The 21,189-nt window shown below is 50.8% G+C and carries 24 protein-coding genes; 9 read left to right on the top strand and 15 right to left on the bottom strand.

The genetic code is table 11. The features are described from left to right. Positions 1 to 2 precede the first annotated feature (2 nt). The 3 genes from ACLPHM_RS12465 to ACLPHM_RS12475 form a co-directional block, all read right to left on the bottom strand. A complete protein-coding gene (locus tag ACLPHM_RS12465) occupies positions 3 to 1,061 on the bottom strand; it encodes an ABC transporter ATP-binding protein (protein ID WP_430221555.1) in 1,059 nt (352 codons plus the stop codon). Positions 1,062 to 1,072: 11 nt separating this feature from the next. Next, on the bottom strand, positions 1,073 to 2,134 hold the full coding sequence (locus ACLPHM_RS12470; protein ID WP_430221556.1) for an ABC transporter substrate-binding protein: 1,062 nt from the start codon (positions 2,132 to 2,134) through the stop codon (positions 1,073 to 1,075). A 69-nt stretch (positions 2,135 to 2,203) separates the two neighbouring features. After that, the gene (locus ACLPHM_RS12475) at positions 2,204 to 2,983 is read right to left on the bottom strand and encodes an enoyl-CoA hydratase/isomerase family protein (RefSeq protein WP_135863032.1); all 780 of its coding nucleotides are present in this window, start codon (positions 2,981 to 2,983) and stop codon (positions 2,204 to 2,206) included. Positions 2,984 to 3,232: 249 nt separating this feature from the next. Here ACLPHM_RS12475 and ACLPHM_RS12480 point away from each other — a divergent pair, with 249 nt between their 5' ends. After that, positions 3,233 to 4,057 carry an IclR family transcriptional regulator gene (locus ACLPHM_RS12480; RefSeq protein WP_430221557.1) on the top strand — a complete coding sequence of 275 codons (825 nt, stop codon included), beginning with the start codon at positions 3,233 to 3,235 and terminating at the stop codon, positions 4,055 to 4,057. Positions 4,058 to 4,105: 48 nt separating this feature from the next. Here ACLPHM_RS12480 and ACLPHM_RS12485 read toward each other — a convergent pair whose 3' ends face one another. The 8 genes from ACLPHM_RS12485 to ACLPHM_RS12520 form a co-directional block, all read right to left on the bottom strand. Continuing rightward, the gene (locus ACLPHM_RS12485) at positions 4,106 to 4,612 is read right to left on the bottom strand and encodes an outer membrane lipoprotein (RefSeq protein ID WP_430221558.1); all 507 of its coding nucleotides are present in this window, start codon (positions 4,610 to 4,612) and stop codon (positions 4,106 to 4,108) included. Positions 4,613 to 4,661: 49 nt separating this feature from the next. Continuing rightward, positions 4,662 to 5,603, bottom strand: a complete 942-nt coding sequence (locus tag ACLPHM_RS12490; protein WP_430221560.1) for a carbohydrate kinase family protein — start codon at positions 5,601 to 5,603, stop codon at positions 4,662 to 4,664. 4 nt (positions 5,604 to 5,607) lie between these two features. Beyond that, the gene (locus ACLPHM_RS12495; protein ID WP_430221561.1) at positions 5,608 to 6,744 is read right to left on the bottom strand and encodes a zinc-ribbon and DUF3426 domain-containing protein; all 1,137 of its coding nucleotides are present in this window, start codon (positions 6,742 to 6,744) and stop codon (positions 5,608 to 5,610) included. Positions 6,745 to 6,760: 16 nt separating this feature from the next. Beyond that, positions 6,761 to 7,681 carry a 50S ribosomal protein L11 methyltransferase gene (prmA, locus tag ACLPHM_RS12500; RefSeq protein WP_430221562.1) on the bottom strand — a complete coding sequence of 307 codons (921 nt, stop codon included), beginning with the start codon at positions 7,679 to 7,681 and terminating at the stop codon, positions 6,761 to 6,763. A gap of 61 nt (positions 7,682 to 7,742) precedes the next feature. Then, positions 7,743 to 9,089, bottom strand: a complete 1,347-nt coding sequence (gene accC, locus ACLPHM_RS12505; protein WP_430221563.1) for an acetyl-CoA carboxylase biotin carboxylase subunit — start codon at positions 9,087 to 9,089, stop codon at positions 7,743 to 7,745. A 4-nt stretch (positions 9,090 to 9,093) separates the two neighbouring features. After that, on the bottom strand, positions 9,094 to 9,549 hold the full coding sequence (accB, locus tag ACLPHM_RS12510) for an acetyl-CoA carboxylase biotin carboxyl carrier protein (protein ID WP_430221564.1): 456 nt from the start codon (positions 9,547 to 9,549) through the stop codon (positions 9,094 to 9,096). Positions 9,550 to 9,634: 85 nt separating this feature from the next. Next, the gene (gene aroQ, locus ACLPHM_RS12515; RefSeq protein WP_135864296.1) at positions 9,635 to 10,069 is read right to left on the bottom strand and encodes a type II 3-dehydroquinate dehydratase; all 435 of its coding nucleotides are present in this window, start codon (positions 10,067 to 10,069) and stop codon (positions 9,635 to 9,637) included. A gap of 94 nt (positions 10,070 to 10,163) precedes the next feature. Further along, positions 10,164 to 10,664: a TlpA family protein disulfide reductase gene (locus tag ACLPHM_RS12520; protein WP_430221565.1), complete on the bottom strand. Its 501-nt coding sequence runs from the start codon at positions 10,662 to 10,664 to the stop codon at positions 10,164 to 10,166. A 92-nt stretch (positions 10,665 to 10,756) separates the two neighbouring features. Here ACLPHM_RS12520 and mpl point away from each other — a divergent pair, with 92 nt between their 5' ends. From mpl to ACLPHM_RS12560, 8 genes are all read left to right on the top strand, one after another. Next, positions 10,757 to 12,121, top strand: a complete 1,365-nt coding sequence (mpl, locus tag ACLPHM_RS12525) for a UDP-N-acetylmuramate:L-alanyl-gamma-D-glutamyl-meso-diaminopimelate ligase (protein ID WP_430221566.1) — start codon at positions 10,757 to 10,759, stop codon at positions 12,119 to 12,121. 10 nt (positions 12,122 to 12,131) lie between these two features. Further along, the gene (locus tag ACLPHM_RS12530; RefSeq protein WP_430221567.1) at positions 12,132 to 12,734 is read left to right on the top strand and encodes a YqiA/YcfP family alpha/beta fold hydrolase; all 603 of its coding nucleotides are present in this window, start codon (positions 12,132 to 12,134) and stop codon (positions 12,732 to 12,734) included. 22 nt (positions 12,735 to 12,756) lie between these two features. Continuing rightward, a complete protein-coding gene (locus tag ACLPHM_RS12535) occupies positions 12,757 to 14,655 on the top strand; it encodes a ribonuclease catalytic domain-containing protein (RefSeq protein WP_430221568.1) in 1,899 nt (632 codons plus the stop codon). Positions 14,656 to 14,660: 5 nt separating this feature from the next. Then, positions 14,661 to 15,536 (top strand): TonB family protein, encoded by an 876-nt coding sequence (locus tag ACLPHM_RS12540; RefSeq protein ID WP_430221569.1) that lies wholly within the window; start codon positions 14,661 to 14,663, stop codon positions 15,534 to 15,536. Continuing rightward, the gene (gene aroE, locus ACLPHM_RS12545) at positions 15,533 to 16,369 is read left to right on the top strand and encodes a shikimate dehydrogenase (RefSeq protein ID WP_430221570.1); all 837 of its coding nucleotides are present in this window, start codon (positions 15,533 to 15,535) and stop codon (positions 16,367 to 16,369) included. Before ACLPHM_RS12540 ends, aroE begins: the two co-directional genes overlap by 4 nt. A 13-nt stretch (positions 16,370 to 16,382) precedes the next feature. Beyond that, positions 16,383 to 17,123 carry a monofunctional biosynthetic peptidoglycan transglycosylase gene (gene mtgA / locus ACLPHM_RS12550; protein ID WP_430221571.1) on the top strand — a complete coding sequence of 247 codons (741 nt, stop codon included), beginning with the start codon at positions 16,383 to 16,385 and terminating at the stop codon, positions 17,121 to 17,123. A 65-nt stretch (positions 17,124 to 17,188) separates the two neighbouring features. Next, entirely contained in the window at positions 17,189 to 18,355 is a 1,167-nt protein-coding gene (lptG, locus tag ACLPHM_RS12555; RefSeq protein WP_430221572.1) for an LPS export ABC transporter permease LptG, read from the top strand. 1 nt (position 18,356) lies between these two features. Further along, complete coding sequence (locus tag ACLPHM_RS12560) at positions 18,357 to 19,202, top strand: symmetrical bis(5'-nucleosyl)-tetraphosphatase (RefSeq protein WP_430221574.1); 846 nt, start codon at positions 18,357 to 18,359, stop codon at positions 19,200 to 19,202. 1 nt (position 19,203) lies between these two features. Here the strand turns inward: ACLPHM_RS12560 and ACLPHM_RS12565 are convergent, their stop codons facing one another. From ACLPHM_RS12565 to ACLPHM_RS12580, 4 genes are read right to left on the bottom strand one after another with little or no spacing between them, the layout of a single operon-like run. After that, complete coding sequence (locus ACLPHM_RS12565) at positions 19,204 to 19,950, bottom strand: lysophospholipid acyltransferase family protein (RefSeq protein WP_430221576.1); 747 nt, start codon at positions 19,948 to 19,950, stop codon at positions 19,204 to 19,206. After that, positions 19,947 to 20,381 (bottom strand): Holliday junction resolvase RuvX, encoded by a 435-nt coding sequence (gene ruvX / locus ACLPHM_RS12570; protein WP_430221578.1) that lies wholly within the window; start codon positions 20,379 to 20,381, stop codon positions 19,947 to 19,949. Before ruvX ends, ACLPHM_RS12565 begins: the two co-directional genes overlap by 4 nt. Further along, positions 20,374 to 20,964, bottom strand: a complete 591-nt coding sequence (locus ACLPHM_RS12575) for a YqgE/AlgH family protein (RefSeq protein ID WP_430221579.1) — start codon at positions 20,962 to 20,964, stop codon at positions 20,374 to 20,376. The genes ruvX and ACLPHM_RS12575 overlap by 8 nt, the downstream gene beginning before the upstream one ends. A gap of 43 nt (positions 20,965 to 21,007) precedes the next feature. Further along, a complete protein-coding gene (locus ACLPHM_RS12580; RefSeq protein WP_073102607.1) occupies positions 21,008 to 21,172 on the bottom strand; it encodes a rubredoxin in 165 nt (54 codons plus the stop codon). Between the last annotated feature and the right edge of the window lie 17 nt (positions 21,173 to 21,189).

Below are 21,189 nucleotides of genomic sequence, written 5' to 3' on the forward strand. Positions count from 1 at the left end.
TCCTACTGCATCAGCACACTGGTAGAGGCCACATCCCAACGAATGCCCACCTTGTCACCCAAACTGGCGGCATGACGTCTATGACAACGCACACTAAACAGCTCGTCAGAATCCTTCATCCCATCCAACTTCACGCGTGCGCGTATCTCTGAACCCAGAAACACCATTTCTGTTACCGTGCCCTGCACAAAACCGTCTGCTGGTGTCACTAGCTCTGCCATTTCTGGACGTACTAATAACGTAGAAGCCTCTTGATGATGGTTAGTGGGCACATACGCCGACTCTACTGACAGGTTGTATGCACCCGCCGCAAAAGTTTGCGTGGCTGTCATACGCCCATCTAACAGATTGGACTGTCCAATAAAGTCAGCAGCGAAACGTGAGCAAGGACGGTCATACAGCTCTTGTGGTGTGCCCAACTGTTCAATACGAGCTTGGTTCATCAAGCACACGCGATCGCTCATGGTCAGCGCTTCGTCTTGATCATGAGTCACATAAATAAAAGTGGCTCCCAAATCGTCGTGTAAACGGCGGATTTCTAACTGCATGTGTTCCCGCAGTTTTTTATCCAATGCTCCTAAGGGTTCATCTAACAACACCACAGATGGGCGATACGCAAAGCACCGTGCCAACGCTACCCTCTGTTGCTGTCCACCCGACAACTCTTTAGGTAAGCGCTTGGCATAGTCACTCATCTTGACCATGGCCAAGGCATCTTCCACAGCCGAGTTCAATGCAGCACCTTTGATTTGCCGCATACGCAAGCCATAGGCGACGTTTTCCCACACATTCATATGCGGGAATAAAGCATAGCTTTGGAACACCATCCCTATGCCGCGCTGACCTGCTGCGGCATGAGTGGCATCTTTTCCATCGATTAACAACTGACCACCACTAGGATCTACCAAACCGGCGATCATCATCAGCAACGTAGTCTTGCCTGAACCTGATGGCCCTAGCAAGGTCAGGAACTCACCCGCCTTCACTTGTAAATCTGTAGGCAACAGAGCGTCCGTCTCGCCATAACGTTTGGCGAGACCTTTAGTTTCCAACTTGTACATACCAGAGACTCTTAAGAAATAATCCAGTTGTTAAAGCGCTCCGTCACTTCCTGACGGTTCGCTGCCCACCACTCAGGGCTTGGCAATGCCATGTTGGTAAAGTTCTGTGGTGCGCTAGGAAGAATTTCTGCCCGTTCTGGCGAAATAAACTCAAACGCTTCTTGGTTGGTAGGCCCGTATGCCAGTTCATCGGTGAACAAGGCTTGGCGCTGTTTGTCGGCACAAAAACGTACAAACTCTTTGGCTATGTCAGCGCGTGGTGTGCCGCGAGGAATCCCCCACCCTTCGATGGAGTACAACCCTTCATTCCACACGATTTTGACCGGTGCCTCATTATCTATAGCTGCTTGAGCCCTACCATTCCATGTAGAAATCATATCTACATCACCGTTTTGGATGGCTTGCATGGCTTGTGCGCCAGACGTCCACCAAATAGCGATATGCGGTTTGATCTTATCTAGGCTACGGAAAGCACGGTCTACGTCCAGAGGATAGAGTTGATCCATCGGCACGCCATCCGCCATGAGCGCTTGCTCTAAGGTGTCGAGCGGATTGCGACGCAGCGAGCGACGCCCTGGAAACTTCTCTACGTTCCAGAAATCAGCCCATGTCTGCGGACCTTGCTCACCGTACTTGTCGGTTCTATAGGCCAATACCGTGGAGTAAATATCCACCCCCATCCATGTAGACGTTAGGGCCTCTGGAATCAGACCAGGCACGTCAGCTAACGTAAAGTCCAAAGGCTCCAGCAAGTTCTGTGATTCCAAATAAGGGATGTCTGCCGACAAGGTTAGCGTGGTCACATCCCAAATATAGTTTTTGGTCTGCACGATGGCGTTAATTTGAGCCACTGGCTGCGCCTCACGCGCCACGTTTACCACACGTATACCCGTTTCTTTTTCAAACGGATCGTAAAAGGCTTTACGGTACGCTGCAGAGTACGGACCACCCGGGTCAGCAACGATAAGTTTTTGGTCTTTGGCCCACGCCGCGCCTAAGCCAGTCCCCGCCAATGCCAAACCGCCTGTGGCTTGTAGTATTCGGCGGCGCATCATACTTTTAGGTGTATCCATGTCTCTCTCCAGTGCACTCGTTTAGTGGTTCTTCACAGCACAGCCACAACTGATTTTTAGGTATGTAGATTAGTGTGCGGCTTTACGATCTCTACGCACTTTGAAGAACTCTTCCATCATGCGTACAGGCTCACCACTGGCATACGATTCGGCATGTAGGCGTGTGGCGGCATCCATTGTTTCTGCAAAACTGGCTGCAGACATTTCTCTAAAGCGCTGCTTGTTCAAACGCATTGCTACAGGCGGCTTAGCGCCCAACTCTTGTGCTACTTCCATCGCTTTAGCAAACACTTGGTCTTCTGCCACCAAGTGATGAATCAGACCAATACGATGGCTTTCATCGGCTTCCATCATGCGGCCAGTCAAAGTGAGCTCAATGGTTCTAGACATACCCAACATCAGGTTCATGATCCACGGCCCGGTCACGCTCGCAATCCCAGAGTTAATTTCAGGCTGCCCCATTTTCACGCCTGCGTGTGCAACACGTACGTCACCCAGCAAGGTGACTTGGAAGGCGGAACCTGCAGCAGTACCGTTCAACGCCATCACTAATGGTTTTTGCAGATTACGCAGCACATCGTAAAAACGTTCCCAAGACTGAATCCATACCCCTGAATCACTGACGTCAAAGTTTTGCGCTTCTTCCAAATCTTGGCCCGCGCTAAAAGCACGATTACCTGCGCCCGTCATGATCAGTGAGCGAACGCTGTCATCGTGATCAAAGGTTTTTAGCGCCTGCATAATTTCTTCGCGCATCGCGCCATGCCATGCGTTTAGCTTCTCTGGTCGGTTCAAACGGATCACTGCAACGTTGCCAACTTTTTCTGTCTCGATAAACTTATTGCTCATAAAATAACCTTTTATTGCATAGCGATTAATTATTAGTGAAAACAATGATATTTTCTTAGTAAAAGTAAAAAAACTAGGGAAATCCATTAACAGAGACATATGCTTTCCCTGATGCACAAAAGGAAAAACCTCAACAACAAGCAAAACATCTTCTATAACAATCACATAAGAAGGTAGACAATGGTTTTCGTTGAAAACGAAAAAACCACATGTTATTGTTATGCGATAAACATTTACAAACACTCAAACATGACTGTGAACTCTTCTCAAACTGCTACTCAGTCCCCGAAACGTCGTCGTGCCGTCAAAGCCCCTACCGAGTCATCACTGTTCGTGAACTCGGTAGAAAAAGCATTTCGTGTACTAGCGGTGTTCAACCATAAACATCGCAAGCTGTCTTTATCGCAGATTGCGCAACTGTCTAAACTAGATCTCAGTGCTACACAGCGCTTTACCTTTACGCTGCAGCATTTAGGCTTTTTGATGAAAGATGAGGAGTCCAAGCTCTATGAGTTGTCCCCTCGTATGCTGGACTTATCGCATCAGTACATTTCTTCTAATGACTCAGTGAGCCGCGCCACGCCGTTTTTGCAGCAACTGGCCATAGAAACAGAAGAAACCGTCAACTTTTCCACGTTAGATAACACTGAAATTGTGTATTTGCAGCGTATTGTGAGCCGTCACGTGCTGACGCCTGAGGTAATCGTAGGTACACGTCTACCGGCTTACTGTACGTCCTCAGGGTTGGCTATGCTGGCCGCCCTACCTACCTCTGAAGCGGGAGCCATTTTGGATGCCTCTGAGCTGGTGCCCTATACACAGCACACCATCTACGACAAACCCAGCATTCTGAAACGTTTAGAAGACATACGCATGAAGGGTTATGCGCATGCAGAAAACGAACTGTATCTGGGTGATATTTCCACGGCTGTGGCAATTGTGAATTCTGACAATAGGCCTGTGGGTGCGATCAATATCGCTGTGGCACTATCGCGCTGGAAAGGCGCAGACGACGAGCTACGCATCGCCTCGTTACTGATAGAAGCCGGGCGTGCCATTTCCAGTCGGGAATAAAAAAACGGGACACTATATAGTGTCCCGTTTTTTGTGACTGCTGCAGTATTAGTACTGTGCAGGAGCAGGTACCACGCGAGTTGGACCTGTGCCGCTCAGCAACTGTACGCGTTGGCCTGGTACAAACTGAATATCAGCCTCTTGGGCGATAACGCGAGTCTCACCGTTATCCAAACGTACGGTAATTTCCAAACCATCGGTTTTTCCCACACGGTTTTCTACGGCATTACCTAGCAAGCCACCCAGCAATGCACCGCCAATCGTTGCTAACGTTTTCCCACGACCACCACCAATTGTGCTCGCAGCAACGCCACCAATCGCAGCGCCAGCCCCCATGCCCACGCCTGAGCTCTGATCATCTTGAATGACGATAGGACGGCTAGAGACGACTGTACCCATACGTACAATTTGTTCGCGTTGGGCTTGCCCATAGGTATACACATTGCTGGATGCAGATTTGTTAGCACAACCAGCCAAGAACACCAAAGGAGATACGGCCAAGGCAACCGCAGCAAAACGTCGTGCTGCACCTTGTTTTGTTGCTAGACTAATCATAGGTACTCCATTATTAAATACGGAAACGATGCCCTTAAGGCGCTACGCCTTAGAATGTCACATCCAGGTCGTAATGTTGCTTCAGTAATGCACTGATCTCTACACGCGAAGGCTGGTGATTCTGAGGACCTTGGGATGCAATTTTAATCCCACCCATCACATTACCCAAGCAACAAGAATCGTAAAGACTCCAACCTTTAGCCAAACCGTACAGCAAGCCACCGCGATGAGCATCACCACATCCCGTAGGATCAGCCAAATCGCTCACAGCGATAGGAGCAATGGTGATTTCCTGCCCGTCAGTATACAGGCTAGCACCTTCGGCACCACGCGTAATGATTACCGCTTGTAACTCCTTGGCGATGTCTGCAATAGAACGCTGTGTGCGTTGCTCAATGACTTCCGCTTCGTAGTCGTTTGCCGTCAGAATGCTGGCCATGCTGATCATGCGTTTCAGGTCTTCACCATCAAACAAAGGCATTGCTTGGCCTAAGTCAAAAATAAACGGTGTGCCTTGACGGTGCAAACGCTCTGCGTTGGCAAACATGCCCTCTTTGGAGTCGGGAGCCACAATAGCCCAGCCAGCTTCTTGGCCAGACAAGTCGTTTTCGCTAGAGTACTGCATCGCACCGGGGTGGAAAGCTGCAATCTGGTTGCCATCCAAGTCGGTAGTGATATGACACTGCGCCGAGAATGTCTCTGGGCGCATCTGAATCATGCTGGTATCAATACCCAAATTGTTCAGGTATTGCAGGTAATCTTGAGCATCTATACCAATTGTGCCCACCGGTACTGCCTGAGCACCCAGCAAGTTCAGGTTATAGGAAATATTCCCTGCACAACCGCCGTATTCTTTACGCATGCTAGGAACCAGGAAAGACACACTCAGTGATTTCACACTATCAGGCAGAATGTGATCTTTAAAGTGCCCTTCAAATACCGTGATGGTATCAAAAGCCAACGACCCACATACCAGAATTCGCTCAGACATAAGCCTACCTAAAATATTTATCGATTTTATAACCGTTGATACGCGTTGCTGACTGCACCGGCAACACAAACTCAATTTCTGACTGCGCGGCAAAAGGCTGTTTCAGCTGTTGCACAGTCAAATATTGTTCGGGTAATACTTCCACACGTGCCACGACTGCCGCCGCCACATCAGTAAAGGTTACTACCAAACTGGGCCACTCTTGGGCTTGGCTATCCGCATTACGCAGACGCACACGCAGTTGATACTGCTTCACACTACTACCTGAACCGGCTTGCTGCACCTGCAACGCCGACGACACCACTTTAATATCGGCAATATTGCGTACGTATGGGACTGTACAACCCAGTTTGGTGCATAACGCTTCTAGCACAGGGCGTGTCATCGGCACGGCACTGGCAATCTGCAGGCGAAACACGTATAACGCCTGCACCGCCAACACACCCACCAAGATCAACGCGACGAGCATCCAGAACAGTCTAGCCAATCTAACGCTGCGCGGTAAGTCGTGGGGTTCATCATAGCGGTGGTAGGGGCGCTCTTCATCACGATCTCGGCCACTGGCAATAAACACTGGTGATGTATCGTCTTGCTCTACCCCTATACGCCATGCTGGTTCACGGCTTGCCGCAGCACCCGCGCGTGGCGATACAAAAAATGGGTCGTCATCCTCACGGTGCTCGTCAGGATCTTCATAGATAGGTTGATGAGGCGCATCGTCTGCAGGCGGTTCGTAGCGCGCAGAAATCCACTCTACACTGTCTACGATTGGTTCTGCATCTTGATCGTCTGTATCGTTGTGAGCATCCTCGTCGTCGTAATCATCTTGATCATCAACATAGTCTGCTTCATCGTACTCAGGCGTTTCGTCTACTGCGGGGACAAACGGCTGCGCTCGTTCTACTGTAGGTGTGTGGCTAACAGAAACTGGAGTAGGCGCAGGTTGCCACTGTTGCAGGCCATCCGCTTGCGTCACAGAACGTGGCGTTTGCGGTTGAGGCCCTTCAGGAACTACCTGCTCAAAACCATCAAAGATGGCTGCGCACTGTGGACAACGTATATACCCTTTACGGCGTTGCAACTGCTCAACGTTTACCGTAAAACGTGTCTGACAATGTGGGCAAAGCGTAACCAGTTCCATAGCCATCACTACCTAATCAAGCGGGTCGGCGACCTGCCAAACATACCCAGCCTTCGCGCTCTTGCCATACTTCCATGGGAATCCACTGCCCATAGGTTTTAATCAAGTCTTCGGCTTGCCAATCCAAAATACCGGACAATGCCAAGTAGCCACCCGGACGTACACGTCCGCACAGCATAGATGCCATCACTTTCAGCGGGCCAGACAAAATATTGGCCACAACCACATCATACTGCCCATCTTCCAAGGCGTCAGGCAAGCTTGCATTCACAGCGACCTGATTCACTTCCGCGTTGTAGATGGTGGAGCTCACCGCTTGCTCATCAATGTCTACCGCATCGACGGAACTAGCACCCAGCTTTTTAGCCGCAATGGCCAAAATGCCTGAACCACACCCGTAATCCAGAACGCGTTGATCTGCCAAGTCGGCATCCGACAACCAGTGTAGGCACAAGTGCGTGGTGGGGTGACTGCCTGTACCAAAGGCCAAGCCTGGATCCAACTCTATACGCACACCGCTTTCATCACCTTGATCTGGCATAACCAAGTCAGGATCATCACGGTGCCAGCTGGGCACAATCAATACTTTCTCGCCCACACGAATGGGGCCGAACTGCGCTTGCGTAATGCGTACCCAATCGCTATCTGGCACATCACGCACCGACCATGCATTGGCCGGTACAGAGATGTCCACATGCTCTTGCAACTGAGCCACCATATCTTCGGGCTCTACATCTTCTGGCAATAGCGCTACCACGCGGTTACGCTGCCATGCCAATACCTCAGGCTCTAGGCCTGGCTCACCAAACAACGGCTTTTCTTGATCGGTGTGCTCATCAGCATCTTCAACCGACACTGAAAGCACGCCCAGCTCCAGCAAGGCATCGGACAAGCTCTCAGCCTGTTGCTCGCTGCAATGCAGTATCAGTTCTCGCATAATTTATTCCACCAAAAGAAAACAGGGGTACTAAACCCCTGTTCTTATTTTACCGTTTGCCTTATGGGCGTTGGGCAAGTTTTTGCTCTAAATAGTGGATGCTGGCTCCGCCTTCGCAGAACGCACCATCTTGCATCAGTTCGCGATGCAGTGGAATATTGGTTTTGATACCTTCCACCACCATTTCAGACAGCGCGATAGACATACGCGCAATAGCCTGTTCACGTGTTGCACCGTAGGTAATCAGCTTCGCAATCATGGAGTCATAATTAGGCGGAACTGTGTAACCAGAGTACACGTGTGAATCCATACGCACGCCTGGGCCACCTGGTGTGTGCCAGTTGGTGATTTTCCCTGGGCTAGGAATGAACTTGAATGGATCTTCAGCGTTGATACGGCACTCGATAGAGTGGCCTTCAAACACGATATCGCGTTGACGCAGTGTGAATTTCTCGCCTGCGGCAATTTTGATTTGCTCTTGAATCAAGTCTATGCCTGTGATCATTTCTGTCACTGTGTGCTCAACCTGAATACGGGTGTTCATCTCGATAAAGTAGAACTCGCCGTTTTCGTACAAAAACTCAAATGTACCTGCACCACGATAGCCCAGTTTTTTACATGCCTCTACACAACGATCGCCAATACGTTCGATGAGTTTGCGTGGAATACCGGGAGCGGGTGCTTCTTCAATCACTTTCTGGTGACGACGCTGCATGGAGCAATCACGCTCGCCCAGCCAAACCGCATTACGGCCGCCGTCAGCCATCACTTGAATTTCAATGTGACGTGGGTTCTCGAGGTATTTTTCCATGTATACCTCGGGATTGTTAAATGCTGCTGCAGCTTCAGTACGCGTTGTCGCGACGGCTGTCAGCAATGAACCTTCGGTGAAGACCACGCGCATACCGCGGCCACCACCACCACCAGAGGCTTTAACAATCACGGGATACCCAATATCACGAGCAATACGGATAATTTCTTGAGGGTCATCCGGCAATGCACCCGCAGAGCCCGGTACTACCGGTACACCTGCTTCGATCATGGTTTTCTTGGCAGTCACCTTATCGCCCATCAGGCGAATGGTTTCAGGACGTGGACCGATGAAAACAAACCCAGATTTTTCTACACGCTCGGCGAAGTCGGCATTTTCAGCCAAAAAACCGTAGCCGGGGTGAATGGCTTCGGCATCAGTAACTTCGGCGGCAGAAATAATGGCGGGCATGCTCAAGTAGCTATCACGAGCCTGCGCTGGACCAATACACACGGACTCGTCAGCCAATCGTACATACTTGGCTTCACGGTCAACATCCGAGTGCACCACCACCGTTTTGATGCCCATTTCACGACATGCGCGCTGGATACGTAGGGCGATTTCGCCCCGGTTGGCAATGAGGATCTTGTCAAACATGGACTTAGCCGATCACGAACAAAGGTTGACCAAATTCAACGGGCTCACCGTTTTCAATAAGGATTTCTTTAATCACACCGCTCTTGTCTGCTTCGATTTCGTTCAGCAGTTTCATGGCTTCGATGATACACAGAGCATCACCCTCTTTCACGGACTGACCTACTTCTACAAACGGTGCAGCACCTGGGTTAGGCGCGCGGTAGAAAGTACCAACCATAGGTGCAGGCACCACATGGCCAGCTGGCGCTGCAGGTGCAGCTTCTGCGGCAGGCGCAGCAGCAACGGGAGCAACTGGTGCAGCAGCAGGAGCAACAGCTTGAGGTGCTGCGTACACTACTTGCTGGGCAGCGGCAGACGCTTTAACGATGCGTACTTTGCCATCACCTTCAGTTACTTCCAGCTCAGAAATATCGGATTCTGCTACCAGGTCAATCAGGGTTTTGAGTTTTCTAAGATCCATGCGTGCTTCCTGCTACACCGCCTCAGGCCAAAGCTGATACGGTGCGGAAAAAATTGGTCAAATCGGACATATCCATTAGCGAAACTTACTGTGCCAAAGCAAAGCGCAATGCAGCTTCATAGCCATATGCACCCAGCCCCACAATAACACCTTTAGCCATCGCAGACAGATACGAATGATGGCGAAAGGTTTCCCGCTGATATACGTTTGAAAGATGAACCTCCACGAAAGGAATGGATACTGCAGCCAGAGCATCACGAATCGCCACACTGGTGTGAGTGTAGGCACCAGCATTGATGATGATGTAATCGATGCGTTCACCAGCAGCCGCTTGAATGCGGTCTACCAGAGCACCTTCGTGATTGCTCTGAAAAACATGGCATTGAGCTCCCATACCAGTAGCCACATCCAGCAGATGTGTATTGATATCAGCCAGGGTTTGTCGCCCGTAAATATCGGGTTCACGCATACCGAGCAGATTCAGATTGGGCCCATGCAGAACCAGAATGTTTTGCGCCATGCTTTATCTTTTCGTGGAGACAGTTCGACTTTTTACGCCAAAATGCGCTAAATGTCTATAAATACCGCATCATAGCATCCACACAATTCTACGCCTACCCGGCGAGGCTTGCCAATTCTAGTGCTAAGGATGCCTTACTAATTTGCCCTAATACGCGATGTTGCTCACTACCTGCAGCATCAAACAGCATCGTGTACGGTAAACCACCTTGTCGGTTACCCAAATCGCGCATGATCTGTATGCCTCGATGACCTGCCACCAAAATGTCATAACTGACTGGGGTTTTTAGCAAGAATTTGTTCACATTTGCCGTGGTATCGACGGCAACTCCTAGAAAACACACATCAGGAAACTCTTTGCTCAGCGCATCCAGGTCTGGCATTTCTTTGACGCAAGGCGGACACCATGTTGCCCAGAAATTCACGAGCAGCGGTTTCCCCAGATAATCTTCCATGCCACGGCTTTCGCCATCTAGCGTAGTAAAAGACTGCTGATAGAGATCATTTACTGTCACATCAGTGGCCCACACTGATGATACGGTTGACCCATAGAGCCCGGCTGCCGCACAGGCTTTCATAAAATTGCGTCTATCCATGTTTCCACTCAATTTGAACTGCCTAAATACTACTGTACACACTCTACCCAAGCCAATACATAACTGACTACAATGAATGCCGGAGGTTTCCCATGCACGTACATATTTTAGGCATTTGCGGCACATTCATGGGCGGTTTGGCCCTGATCGCCCGTTCGGCTGGCATGACCGTCACTGGTTGTGATGCAGGCGTTTATCCCCCCATGAGTACCCAGCTGGAAGAGCAAGGCATAGAACTGATTGAAGGTTTTGATGCTAGCCAGACACAACTTAATCCTGATCTATATATAGTTGGTAACGTAGTGTCACGCGGTAACCCGCTGATGGAGGCTATCCTCAACCAAGGACTACCTTATATCTCTGGCCCTCAATGGCTAGGTGAGCACATACTGCGCAACCAACATGTACTCGCGGTAGCTGGCACACACGGTAAGACCACTACCAGTTCCATGTTGGCGTGGATTCTTGAACACGCAGGTTTGCAGCCTAACTTCTTGATTGGTGGTGTTGCCCCCGATCTGGGCTTATCGGCACGCTACCAACCTGAACAACGCTACTTCGTGATTGAAGCTGATGAATACGATACGGCATTCTTCGATAAGCGCTCCAAGTTCGTGCACTACCGTCCACGCACCGCCATTTTGAACAACTTGGAATACGATCACGCCGACATTTTCCCGGATTTGTCTGCCATCGAAACCCAATTCCATCATTTGGTGCGCACTATCCCGGCAGAAGGGCTGATCATTGCGCCGGCACAAGACTCTAATATAGATCACGTATTGCAACGCGGTTGCTGGACACCCGTTACTCGCTTTGGTGACGGTGGCGAATGGCATGCAGAAGTAGAGGGCGACGACCTATTGGTCTACCACCAACAAGCACTGTGTGGCCGTATCCAATGGGAACTAACTGGCTCTTATAACGTGCTCAATGCGCTAGCGGCGATTGCTGCGGCACAAAGCGCGGGCGTTTCTGCAGAAGCCGCGTGTGAGGCCCTGTCTAACTTTAAAGGCGTAAAACGTCGCATGGAGTTGCGTGGTGAAGTAAACCGTATCAAGGTATACGACGATTTTGCTCACCACCCCACTGCTATTGCCCTAACGTTAGAAGGCGTACGTGCCAAAGTGGGCAAAGCCCGTATCTTGGCGGTGCTAGAACCACGCTCTAACACCATGAAACTCGGCGCGATGGCGGCTAGGCTCCCGACTGCATTACAAGAGGCCGATCTTAGCTTCTGCTACGGCGAAGCCCAAGGTAAACACATGTTGGGTTGGGATGCGGCCTCCGTACTGTCCCCACTGGGTGACAAAGCCTCGGTATGGCATGATTTAGATAGCATGATCCAGGCCATAGTCAGTCAGGCACAGCCCGGCGATCATATTGTGGTGATGAGTAACGGTGGTTTTGGCGGTATACACCAAAAACTACTGAACGCGTTGTCCACTACAGCCTAAAGCACACATCATGATTCTTTATCTGCATGGATTTCGCTCTTCCCCCTCATCGTTCAAGGCTCAGCGCTTGGCGGCACGGCTACGAACATTAGGGCTAGAAGATGCCTGGGTATGCCCGCAATTACCAGCCAGCCCAGCAGAAACCATCGCTCTGTGCCATCAGCTCATTGAACAACACCAAGCCACCACGCCAGAACAACCTCTGGTTGTGGTGGGTTCATCGCTAGGCGGGTATTACGCTGCACATTTAGCTGAACATTATCGCGCGCCAGCTGTATTATTGAACCCAGTAGTACATGCCGCACGCGACCTACGAAAACATGTGGGTTCACACACCTTATTTCATAGCGACGAACCCTTTCATTTTCTAGAGCAATACGTCGCTGAGCTTGAAGCATTAGCCGAACAACCACCTAAAGATCCGCAGCGCTACTATTTATTAGCCTGCACGGGCGACGAGGTCCTAAACTGGCACGAAATGGCTGACCATTACGCTGGTAGCCAAGGCAAAATCATACAAGGTAGTGATCACGGCATTTCTGATTTCGCAGAGTACGAGGACGACATTCTCGCCTTTATTCTCGAGAAACTCCGCACTACTACCCTCCCCTAGTTTTCCAAGTTACACCCGATTTATGTACGTCCTTTTTGAAGACAGCGGTAAGTTCAAAGCTGAAAAAATCTTTTCCGATGCAGACAGCACTCTGCAAGTAGAGTCTGCTAGCGGAAAACGCAGCAAAATCAAAAAAAACACTGTCTTTTTTGAGTTTGAACAGCCCGAACCCGGCACACTGCTTGAGCAGGCAGAAACACTGTCTCAAACCTTGGATATCCAATTTTTGTGGGAATGCGCGCCCCAAGAAGAGTTTCAAGCCACCGAGTTTGCCGCTGACTATTTCGGCCATGAACCGAACGCCATTGAAAAAACCGCACTGATTCTGGCATTACATAGTGCCCCGGCGTATTTTCACCGCAAAGGTCGCGGCCTATACCGACCCGCTCCACCTGAAATTCTGAATGCGGCATTGGCAGCCATAGAGCGCAAACGTCTGCAAGAAATTCAACAAAAAGCATGGACTGACGCCATGCTAAATGGCGAGCTGCCTCCTGAAATCGCTGCAGTCGCTGGCTCATTACTGATCAGCCCGGATAAAAACACCCAAGAGTGGAAAGCTTTTGATGCGGCTGTGACGCAATCTGGCCTTAGCGCTGAAAAGCTGCTGCTGAAACTGGATGCGTGGCCCAGTGCCTTGGCGCTGCACCGTTATCGCTTTTTCTCCCAGCATTTCCCACGCGGCATAGATCTGCCTCCAGTGACACTCGGCGACTTCTTAGAAGGTTTGCCACTTACGGATGCCAAGGCCTACTCCGTTGATGACGCTGGCACTATAGAAATTGATGATGCGCTATCTGTAACCCAACTGGATGATGATCGTGTACGCATTGGTGTGCACATCGCCACCCCCGGCTTGGCTATTTTGCGTGATAACGAATTCGACCAGATGGCACGCAAGCGCATGTCCACTGTGTACATGCCGGGACAGAAAATCCCCATGCTGCCACACGAGTTCGTTGAGCACTTTTCTTTGCAAGCGGGTGCAGAGCGCCCAACACTGTCGCTCTATGTAGAAGGCAGCCTGAGCACTGGCGAGATTTTCCATAGTGAAACCAAGCTGGAAAAAATCGTCGTACAAGAAAACCTGGTTCAAAGCGATCTAGACCCCCACGTCACGCTAGAAGCCCTAGAAAACCCAGAGGTAGACTTGCCCTACGGCGATTGGCTACGCCCTTTGTGGCAGTTTTCTCGCCAGTTATCAGCCAAACGTGACGAAGTGCGTGGCAAACCCGAAAACAATAATCGCGTGGAATACACCTTCGACCTGCAAGGCCCACCCGATGACCCCGATAGCCCTATCAATTTGATTCCGCGCGTGCGCAACGCCCCATTAGGGTTGCTCACAGCAGAATACATGATCATGGCCAATAGCCTGTGGGGCGGTTTATTGGTGCAGTTAGGTTTACCGGGAATTTATCGCTCCCAGCAAGCGATGCGTACCCGCATGTCTACCCATGCAGCACCCCATGAAAGTATTGGTGTACCCCAATACATTTGGTCTACCTCACCACTGCGCCGTTATGTTGACTTGGTCAACCAATGGCAAATTCTGGCTGCTGCCCAACACGGCGTATCCGCACGCTTGGTTGCCCCGTTCAAACCTAAAGATGCTGATCTATACGCCATCATTGGTGCGTTTGACTCCCAATACACTGCATGGGGCGATTTCCAGCACACCATTGAACGCTACTGGGTTTTGCGCTGGCTGCAGCAACAAGACATACATCAGGTAGAGGCCACCTTCATCAAAGAAGACTTGGTCCGGTTCAACAACTGCCCCTTCACCACCCGAGTGGGCGGTTTGGGCACACTGGAGCGTGGCCAACAACTGCGCCTAGAAATTTGCCAGATTGATGAACTGCAGCTAGACGTTTCCTGCCGTCTGTTGGATGTGCTGGATCCGCCTGCGGCCGCCTAACCCCCATGAACCGCCTGCCCACCTCTACTGCGGCACAACCCTACCGAGACTTTTTGTGGTGGGCGGTTCTGGCTTCTGTACTCATACATGTAGGCTTGATTTGGTGGTGGCAACGCACTCCTGTGTCTACGCCCCCACTACCTTCAGAGCTAGATGTCACTCTGGTCAACTTCAGTACAGAGTCTGCCCCGCTACAAGCAAAACTGCTTGCTCAGTGGCAAGCTGATGGTGGTGGTTCAAGCGAGCTGGACGTGAGCGCCTCTGCGCCAACTGAGTCTCAGGCTATGCCCACCCCTGACGATTTAGTTTTACAAGCCTTTAAGCGCCGTCAACAGCAGTTAGAACAAGAGCAATTACAACTACTCAGCACACTAGAGGCAGAGTGGGAAGTTGCCCAAGCGCGTTACGCGCAGGACTACACCGGTGACAGTGTGCGCTTTGACACGGCTGACCAAGACCCGCGCCTACAAGCCTTGGCTCAACGACTGCAACGTTTGCGTGATGATGTTGAACTCTACAACAGCAAACCGCGCTATCAATACGATGCGCCTTCTGCCCGACAGTCGGCTCAAGCCGAGTATTTAGAAGACTGGCGCCACAAAATTGAAACACTGGGTGCAGAGCACTACCCCGACGAAGCGCGTGGCCGTTTATCCGGTTCAGTGCAACTGACGGTATTCATACGCAAAGATGGTAGCGTAGAACGCATTGCCATCAACAAACCTGACCCTAACCCCCTCTTTACGTTAGCGGCACAGCGCATTGTGCGCTTGGCAGCACCCTTCCCACCCTTTCCTCCTGAGCTCAGCAACGAGACAGACGGGCTGGCTATCACACGTACTTGGCATTTTTCTCAGCATCAACTGACCACACGACCATGACCAACACTGCTCGCTATGCGGTTATAGGCAACCCTATTGCCCACAGCCGTTCACCTTTTATCCATCACGCATTTGCCGAACAATGTGGCATTTCTTTGGTGTATGAGCGTCTGCTAGCACCGTTGGATGGTTTCAATGCCACCATCCAGCAATTCTTTGCCGAAGGTGGCAAGGGCTTAAACGTTACCGTACCCTTCAAAGAAGAAGCCTTTGCGCAGTGCCAATCCCGGCTATCGTTACGCGCTCGCATCGCCGGTGCCGTCAACACGCTGTGGATGAAAGACGATGGTTTACATGGCTGCAACACCGATGGACTAGGTTTGTTAAACGACATTATCCGCTTGGGCTTTGACCCTAAAGATAAACGTGTACTCATGATTGGTGCTGGTGGTGCTGCGCGCGGTTGTTTATTGCCGTTATTAGAGGCTGGTTGCCATACTGTACAGGTGGTCAACCGCACCGCTAGCCGAGCCCACAGTTTGGTAGACGAATTTCTACAACACTGCCCCGACTACCAAAACCATTTACGCGCTGGCGGTTTAGACAGTGCCACCAGCGAATGGGACATTGTGATTAATGCCACCTCGGCCAGCCTAGGAGCACAGCGTATTGCACTGCCCGCCTTGCGCTTTAGCGCACATTCGTTAGCGTACGACATGATGTACGGCGCCGAACCCACACTGTTCATACAAGAGGCTGCACAACAAGGTGCATCGCAGCAAGCAGACGGTTTAGGGATGTTAGTAGGCCAAGCAGCCGTTAGTTTTGAAATCTGGCATGGTATGCTACCGCGTACCGAAAACGTACTGGATCAATTGCGCCAAGCGCTCTAAGCCTCCTTTTTTCATGCTAGACGACACTGCTCCGCTGCCACCGCGCAGAATGAACAAGCTCAAGGTAGTCAGCCTTATTGTGCTGCTACCTATTGCGTTGTTGTTGCTCTATCAGGTGTATTTGTTTCTGATGGTGTGTTGGTATAGCGTGCAAAACCCTACGGCTAGCGCTGTGATGCGCCAAACCATAGAAGAATTGCGCAGCCACGACCCAGCGGCTGCCATTACCCACCAATGGGTGGCTTATGCCGATATCAGCAATAACTTAAAGCGTGCTGTGATTGCGTCAGAAGACTCCAACTTCATCAATCACGAAGGCATTGAGTGGGAAGCTATACGCCGCGCCTTAGCCTACAACCGCTCGCAAGCTGAAAAGGGCTCTGCCTTACGCAGAGGCGGCTCTACGATTACCCAACAAGTCGCCAAAAACCTCTTTTTATCTAACTCTCGCAGCTATTGGCGTAAAGGCCAAGAGCTGGTGCTTAGCTACATGATTGAAACCGTCATGAGCAAAGAGCGTATTTTGGAAATCTACCTTAATATTGCTCAGTGGGGGACAACCACCTTTGGGGCGGAAGCCGCTGCCAGACACTACTTCCGTGTAGGTGCAAATCAGCTTACCCCCCGACAAGCGGCCAACTTGGCTGCCATGCTGCCTAATCCTATTTATTACGACACTCACCGTAATACTCGCTACTTAAACAGTCGCACCAACACCATCCAGCAACGTATGCGTTTGGTGCAGATTCCTTAAGCAGTCACGCAGCAATTTTGTTAAGCTTTACCCTTTAGCATTTTGACCTTTAGTAAGTCCCTGCAATGCGCACTGCTCGCCGCTATTTGGCCTCTGAAATCTACCGATCCTGTGCTGTAGTGCTTCTCGCCCTACTGGGACTCTTCACCTTTTTTGCTCTGATAGACGAATTAGACAAAGTGAATAAAAGCTTCACGTTGTTGAACCTGTTCTATCTAGAAAGCCTGCAACTTCCTACTAGGCTATACGAGCTGTTACCCATCGGGTTACTCATCGGTGCGGTATTGGCGTTAGCCAGCCTAGCACAGCGTAACGAGTTGGTGATCTTGCGCGTATCGGGGGTGAGCGGCTTAGGGATGCTAGGGATGTTATGGGTCATCACCATACCGTTGATGGTTGGTGCATTCTTGCTTTCCGAATACATCACCCCTGCCGTACAGATTAAATCCAGCGAAGTACAACTACAGTTATTGGGACGATCCGGTGGCGGTCGCTTAAGCAGTGGCTATTGGTTTAAGGAAAACATTGAGGGTGGCGGCTCACGCATCATCAATATTCAACGCATTCAAGCCAGCGGCAAAGTGGACAACGTCACCGTACTGGAAATGCTGCCAGAACAAAGCTTAGACACCTTAACCCAAGCCCCTACTGGCCAGTTCCACAGTGAAGGCCTGCGCTTAGATCAGGCTACAGTGATCACTATAGACCCGGCATCGTCACAGGCATTGCACGGCGAACAAGCCCCTGAAAAACCACTTAGCACACTGGCTACCGAGCCCACGCTAGAGATTCGCACTTCGTTAACGGCGGATCGGTTAATCGCTCGTATCCTAACACCCGAGATGATGTCTGCCAGCGACCTGATGGACTACATCGCTTACCTACAAGCCAATGAGTTGCAGACTGACCGACAGATGGTGGCGTTGTGGCGCAAGATTGCCTACCCCTTCACCTTGTTAGTCATGATTACCATTGCCGCCCCCATTAGCTTCATGCAAACCCGTCGCGGTGGTGTAGGCACTAAAGTGTTTGCAGGGATATTGATTGGTGTAGGCTTTTTCATGGCCAACCAAATGGCACTGAACATTGGTACGCTTAGCAAATGGGCTCCGTGGATTACGGCGTTAGGCCCCAATATCATCGCACTAGGTAGCGCACTGATAGCCTTGCTGTTAATGGAAAACCGTAACCGTTTCGCGCGTCGTCGCTCCTTGCTCGCGTCGACTGACTGATATGATTCTTGAAACCTCCAAACCAGTCTGGGTGATTGGCGATGTACAAGGTTGCTACCAAAGCTTAGAGGCCTTGTTAGCACACCCCACTATACAAGCCGATCACGACGCCCTATTCTGCTTTGCGGGTGATCTCATTAACCGTGGTCCACAATCTTTGGACTGTGTGCGACTAGCACAGTCCATGGGCGATAAAGCCATCACCTTATTGGGCAATCACGATATACATTTGTTGGGTGTTGCTGCGGGCGTACGTAAGGTAGGTAAGTCAGATACAGCCCAAGAGATTTTGGCAGCGCCTGATGCCGAGCAACTCGTAGATTGGTTGCGCCATTGCCCCCTAGCCTTACAGGTTCACGAGCACTTAATCATACATGCCGGCGTAGCCCCTAGCTGGACCTTGGCACAAACCTTAGCCTATGCGCGTGAGGTAGAGCAATGCCTGCAAGCACCTAACTGGAAAAGCCTGTTAGAGGGCTTATTTGGCAATCACCCCGATGTATGGAGCGACTCGCTGCAAGGGCAAGACCGACTACGCTTGATCATCAACATTCTGACCCGTATGCGTACCTGCTACCCAGACGGACGATTAAACACCAAGCACAAAGGCCCGCCTGATCTACAAGAGGGCCACACAGCATGGTTTGATTTACCTAATCGCGCACTAGAAGTACCTGTGATCTTTGGTCACTGGTCTACGTTGGGCTTGATGCAACGGCCTGATGCCGTGTGTTTGGATACCGGCTGCGTATGGGGCGAATCACTGACCGCCATACGCTTACCAGATAGAAAAGTTGTGCAGGTAGCGCACCAAGAGACTCAAACGCTAAACCCGCTGGCGTTTTAACTTAGGTTTTTTCTACGACGGCAGCATGTACTTGCTGCCACGTTTCTGTCGCAACGACTGCCCTACCTACTTCAACGCAATGTTCTGCAGGCAACACGTCTAAGAACTCGCACTCCACCATAGCACCGCGTGAGCACAGTAAGATCCAAATATTGGCCATCAGGCTTTGATCGCCAATGAACGCAAAACGAGCACTACGCTCGCCATGCTGGTAATAGCGCAGTGCCACAGGTTGAATATCCACTTTCACGCGTATGGCGGCTTCAAACAAGCTGGCGTGAAAGGGTTTGACCTCGTTACCCGCAGACGTTGTGCCTTCAGGAAACAAGCCCACGGCTTCAGAGCGAACGAAGCGTTGATTCATCTGCTCGCTCACGCCTTTGATGGCATGTCGGTGTGTACGATCTATGTACACCGTACCCGCACCAGATACCAACCAGCCTATCACTGGCCATTTACGAATTTCGCTCTTCGCCACGAAACAGGTAGCGCGCACCTTATCTAATACAAAAATATCCAACCATGAACAATGATTGGATACCCATAAGACTGAACCGTTTAATACTGGCTTGCCTTGCACGACGACTTTGACGCCGCAAATGGCCAGCAAACCTTTAGACCAGTTCTGAATCATCCATAATCGGCGTGAAAAACCAATAACGGGGAAAAGTAACAGTGTGGACAACAGTCCACCTATCAACCACAACAGTAGCCCGGCAGCGCGCCAGACAAATCGCAATACACTCAAGATTCAATTCCTGCTTGTGTAGAAATAGGCTGCCCTTCTTGGGCAGCGTCCAACCAACGCTGCAAAATCACAGCTGCGGCCACCGCATCATCATCGTCATGATTGCCCAGTATTTGCTGAGCTTCCATGCTAGACCCTCGTTCATCCACCAGAACTACAGGTAGCCCGTACCGTCCTTGTAACTGGTTGGCAAAACGTCGGCAACGCAAGGATGCATATTGCTCCTCGCCAGAGGTAGTAAGCGGCAAACCCACCACCAACTGATCCGGCTGCCACTCTTTGAGTAGCGCCTCTATCGCTGCAAAACGTTGAATTTTAGTGACTGGCCGCAAAATAGTTAAGGGGCGGGCGTGCCAGGTCAACGTATTGCCTAGCGCCACGCCAATTTTCTTCAGGCCGTAATCAAAGGCCAGCACGGTTAACTCAGGCATGACCAGCAGCCATACTCAACATGGCCGGGTCTATACCCAACTGTGCTAGCGCCGCATGGTAACGCTCACCGGCAGGCAGCTCAAACAAAATTTTGGCGTCTGCGTCTACGTTTAACCATGCATTCTGGGACATTTCGTCCTCTAGCTGCCCTGCGCTCCATCCTGCGTACCCTAAGGCAATCAGAACTTGTTCAGGCCCTTTACCGCCCGCTACGTCCTGCAATACATCACGCGATGTGGTCAATGCCATGTCGCCCAATGCGATGCTAGAGTTATAACTACCTGCTGGAGCATGCAAGACAAACCCTCGGTCTGTTTGCACCGGGCCACCAAAAAAGACGGCACGCTGCTGCTCTTCTAAGTCTAAAGTCAGTTCTAACTCTATACGTTGCAGCAGATCTCCGATGGTCATATCGGTAGGTCTATTGATCACTACGCCTAGTGCACCGTTTTCATTGTGTTCACACACATAGATCACCGTGCCTGCTAAGCTACCGGTCACCATCCCAGGCATCGCCACCAGCAATTGTTTGGAGAGATCAATACGCTCAGGTGTTTCCACCGCCTGCTCCGCTGTACTCATGTTGAACCCCCCAATACTAAATGTCGTAGCGTCACGACTGAAATTAGACTTCAATCAGCTCAAAATCCTCTTTACGTGCACCACACTCTGGACAAACCCAGTTTGGCGGCACATCCTCCCATAGAGTACCAGGCGCAATCCCTTCTTCAGGCAGGCCTGCTTCTTCATCATAGATCCACCCACAAATCAAACACATCCAGGTACGCATAACTCAAATTCTCTCTT

Origin of the sequence: Paenalcaligenes sp. Me131 (genome assembly GCF_050487225.1) — a bacterium.
Lineage (GTDB): Bacteria > Pseudomonadota > Gammaproteobacteria > Burkholderiales > Burkholderiaceae_B > Paenalcaligenes.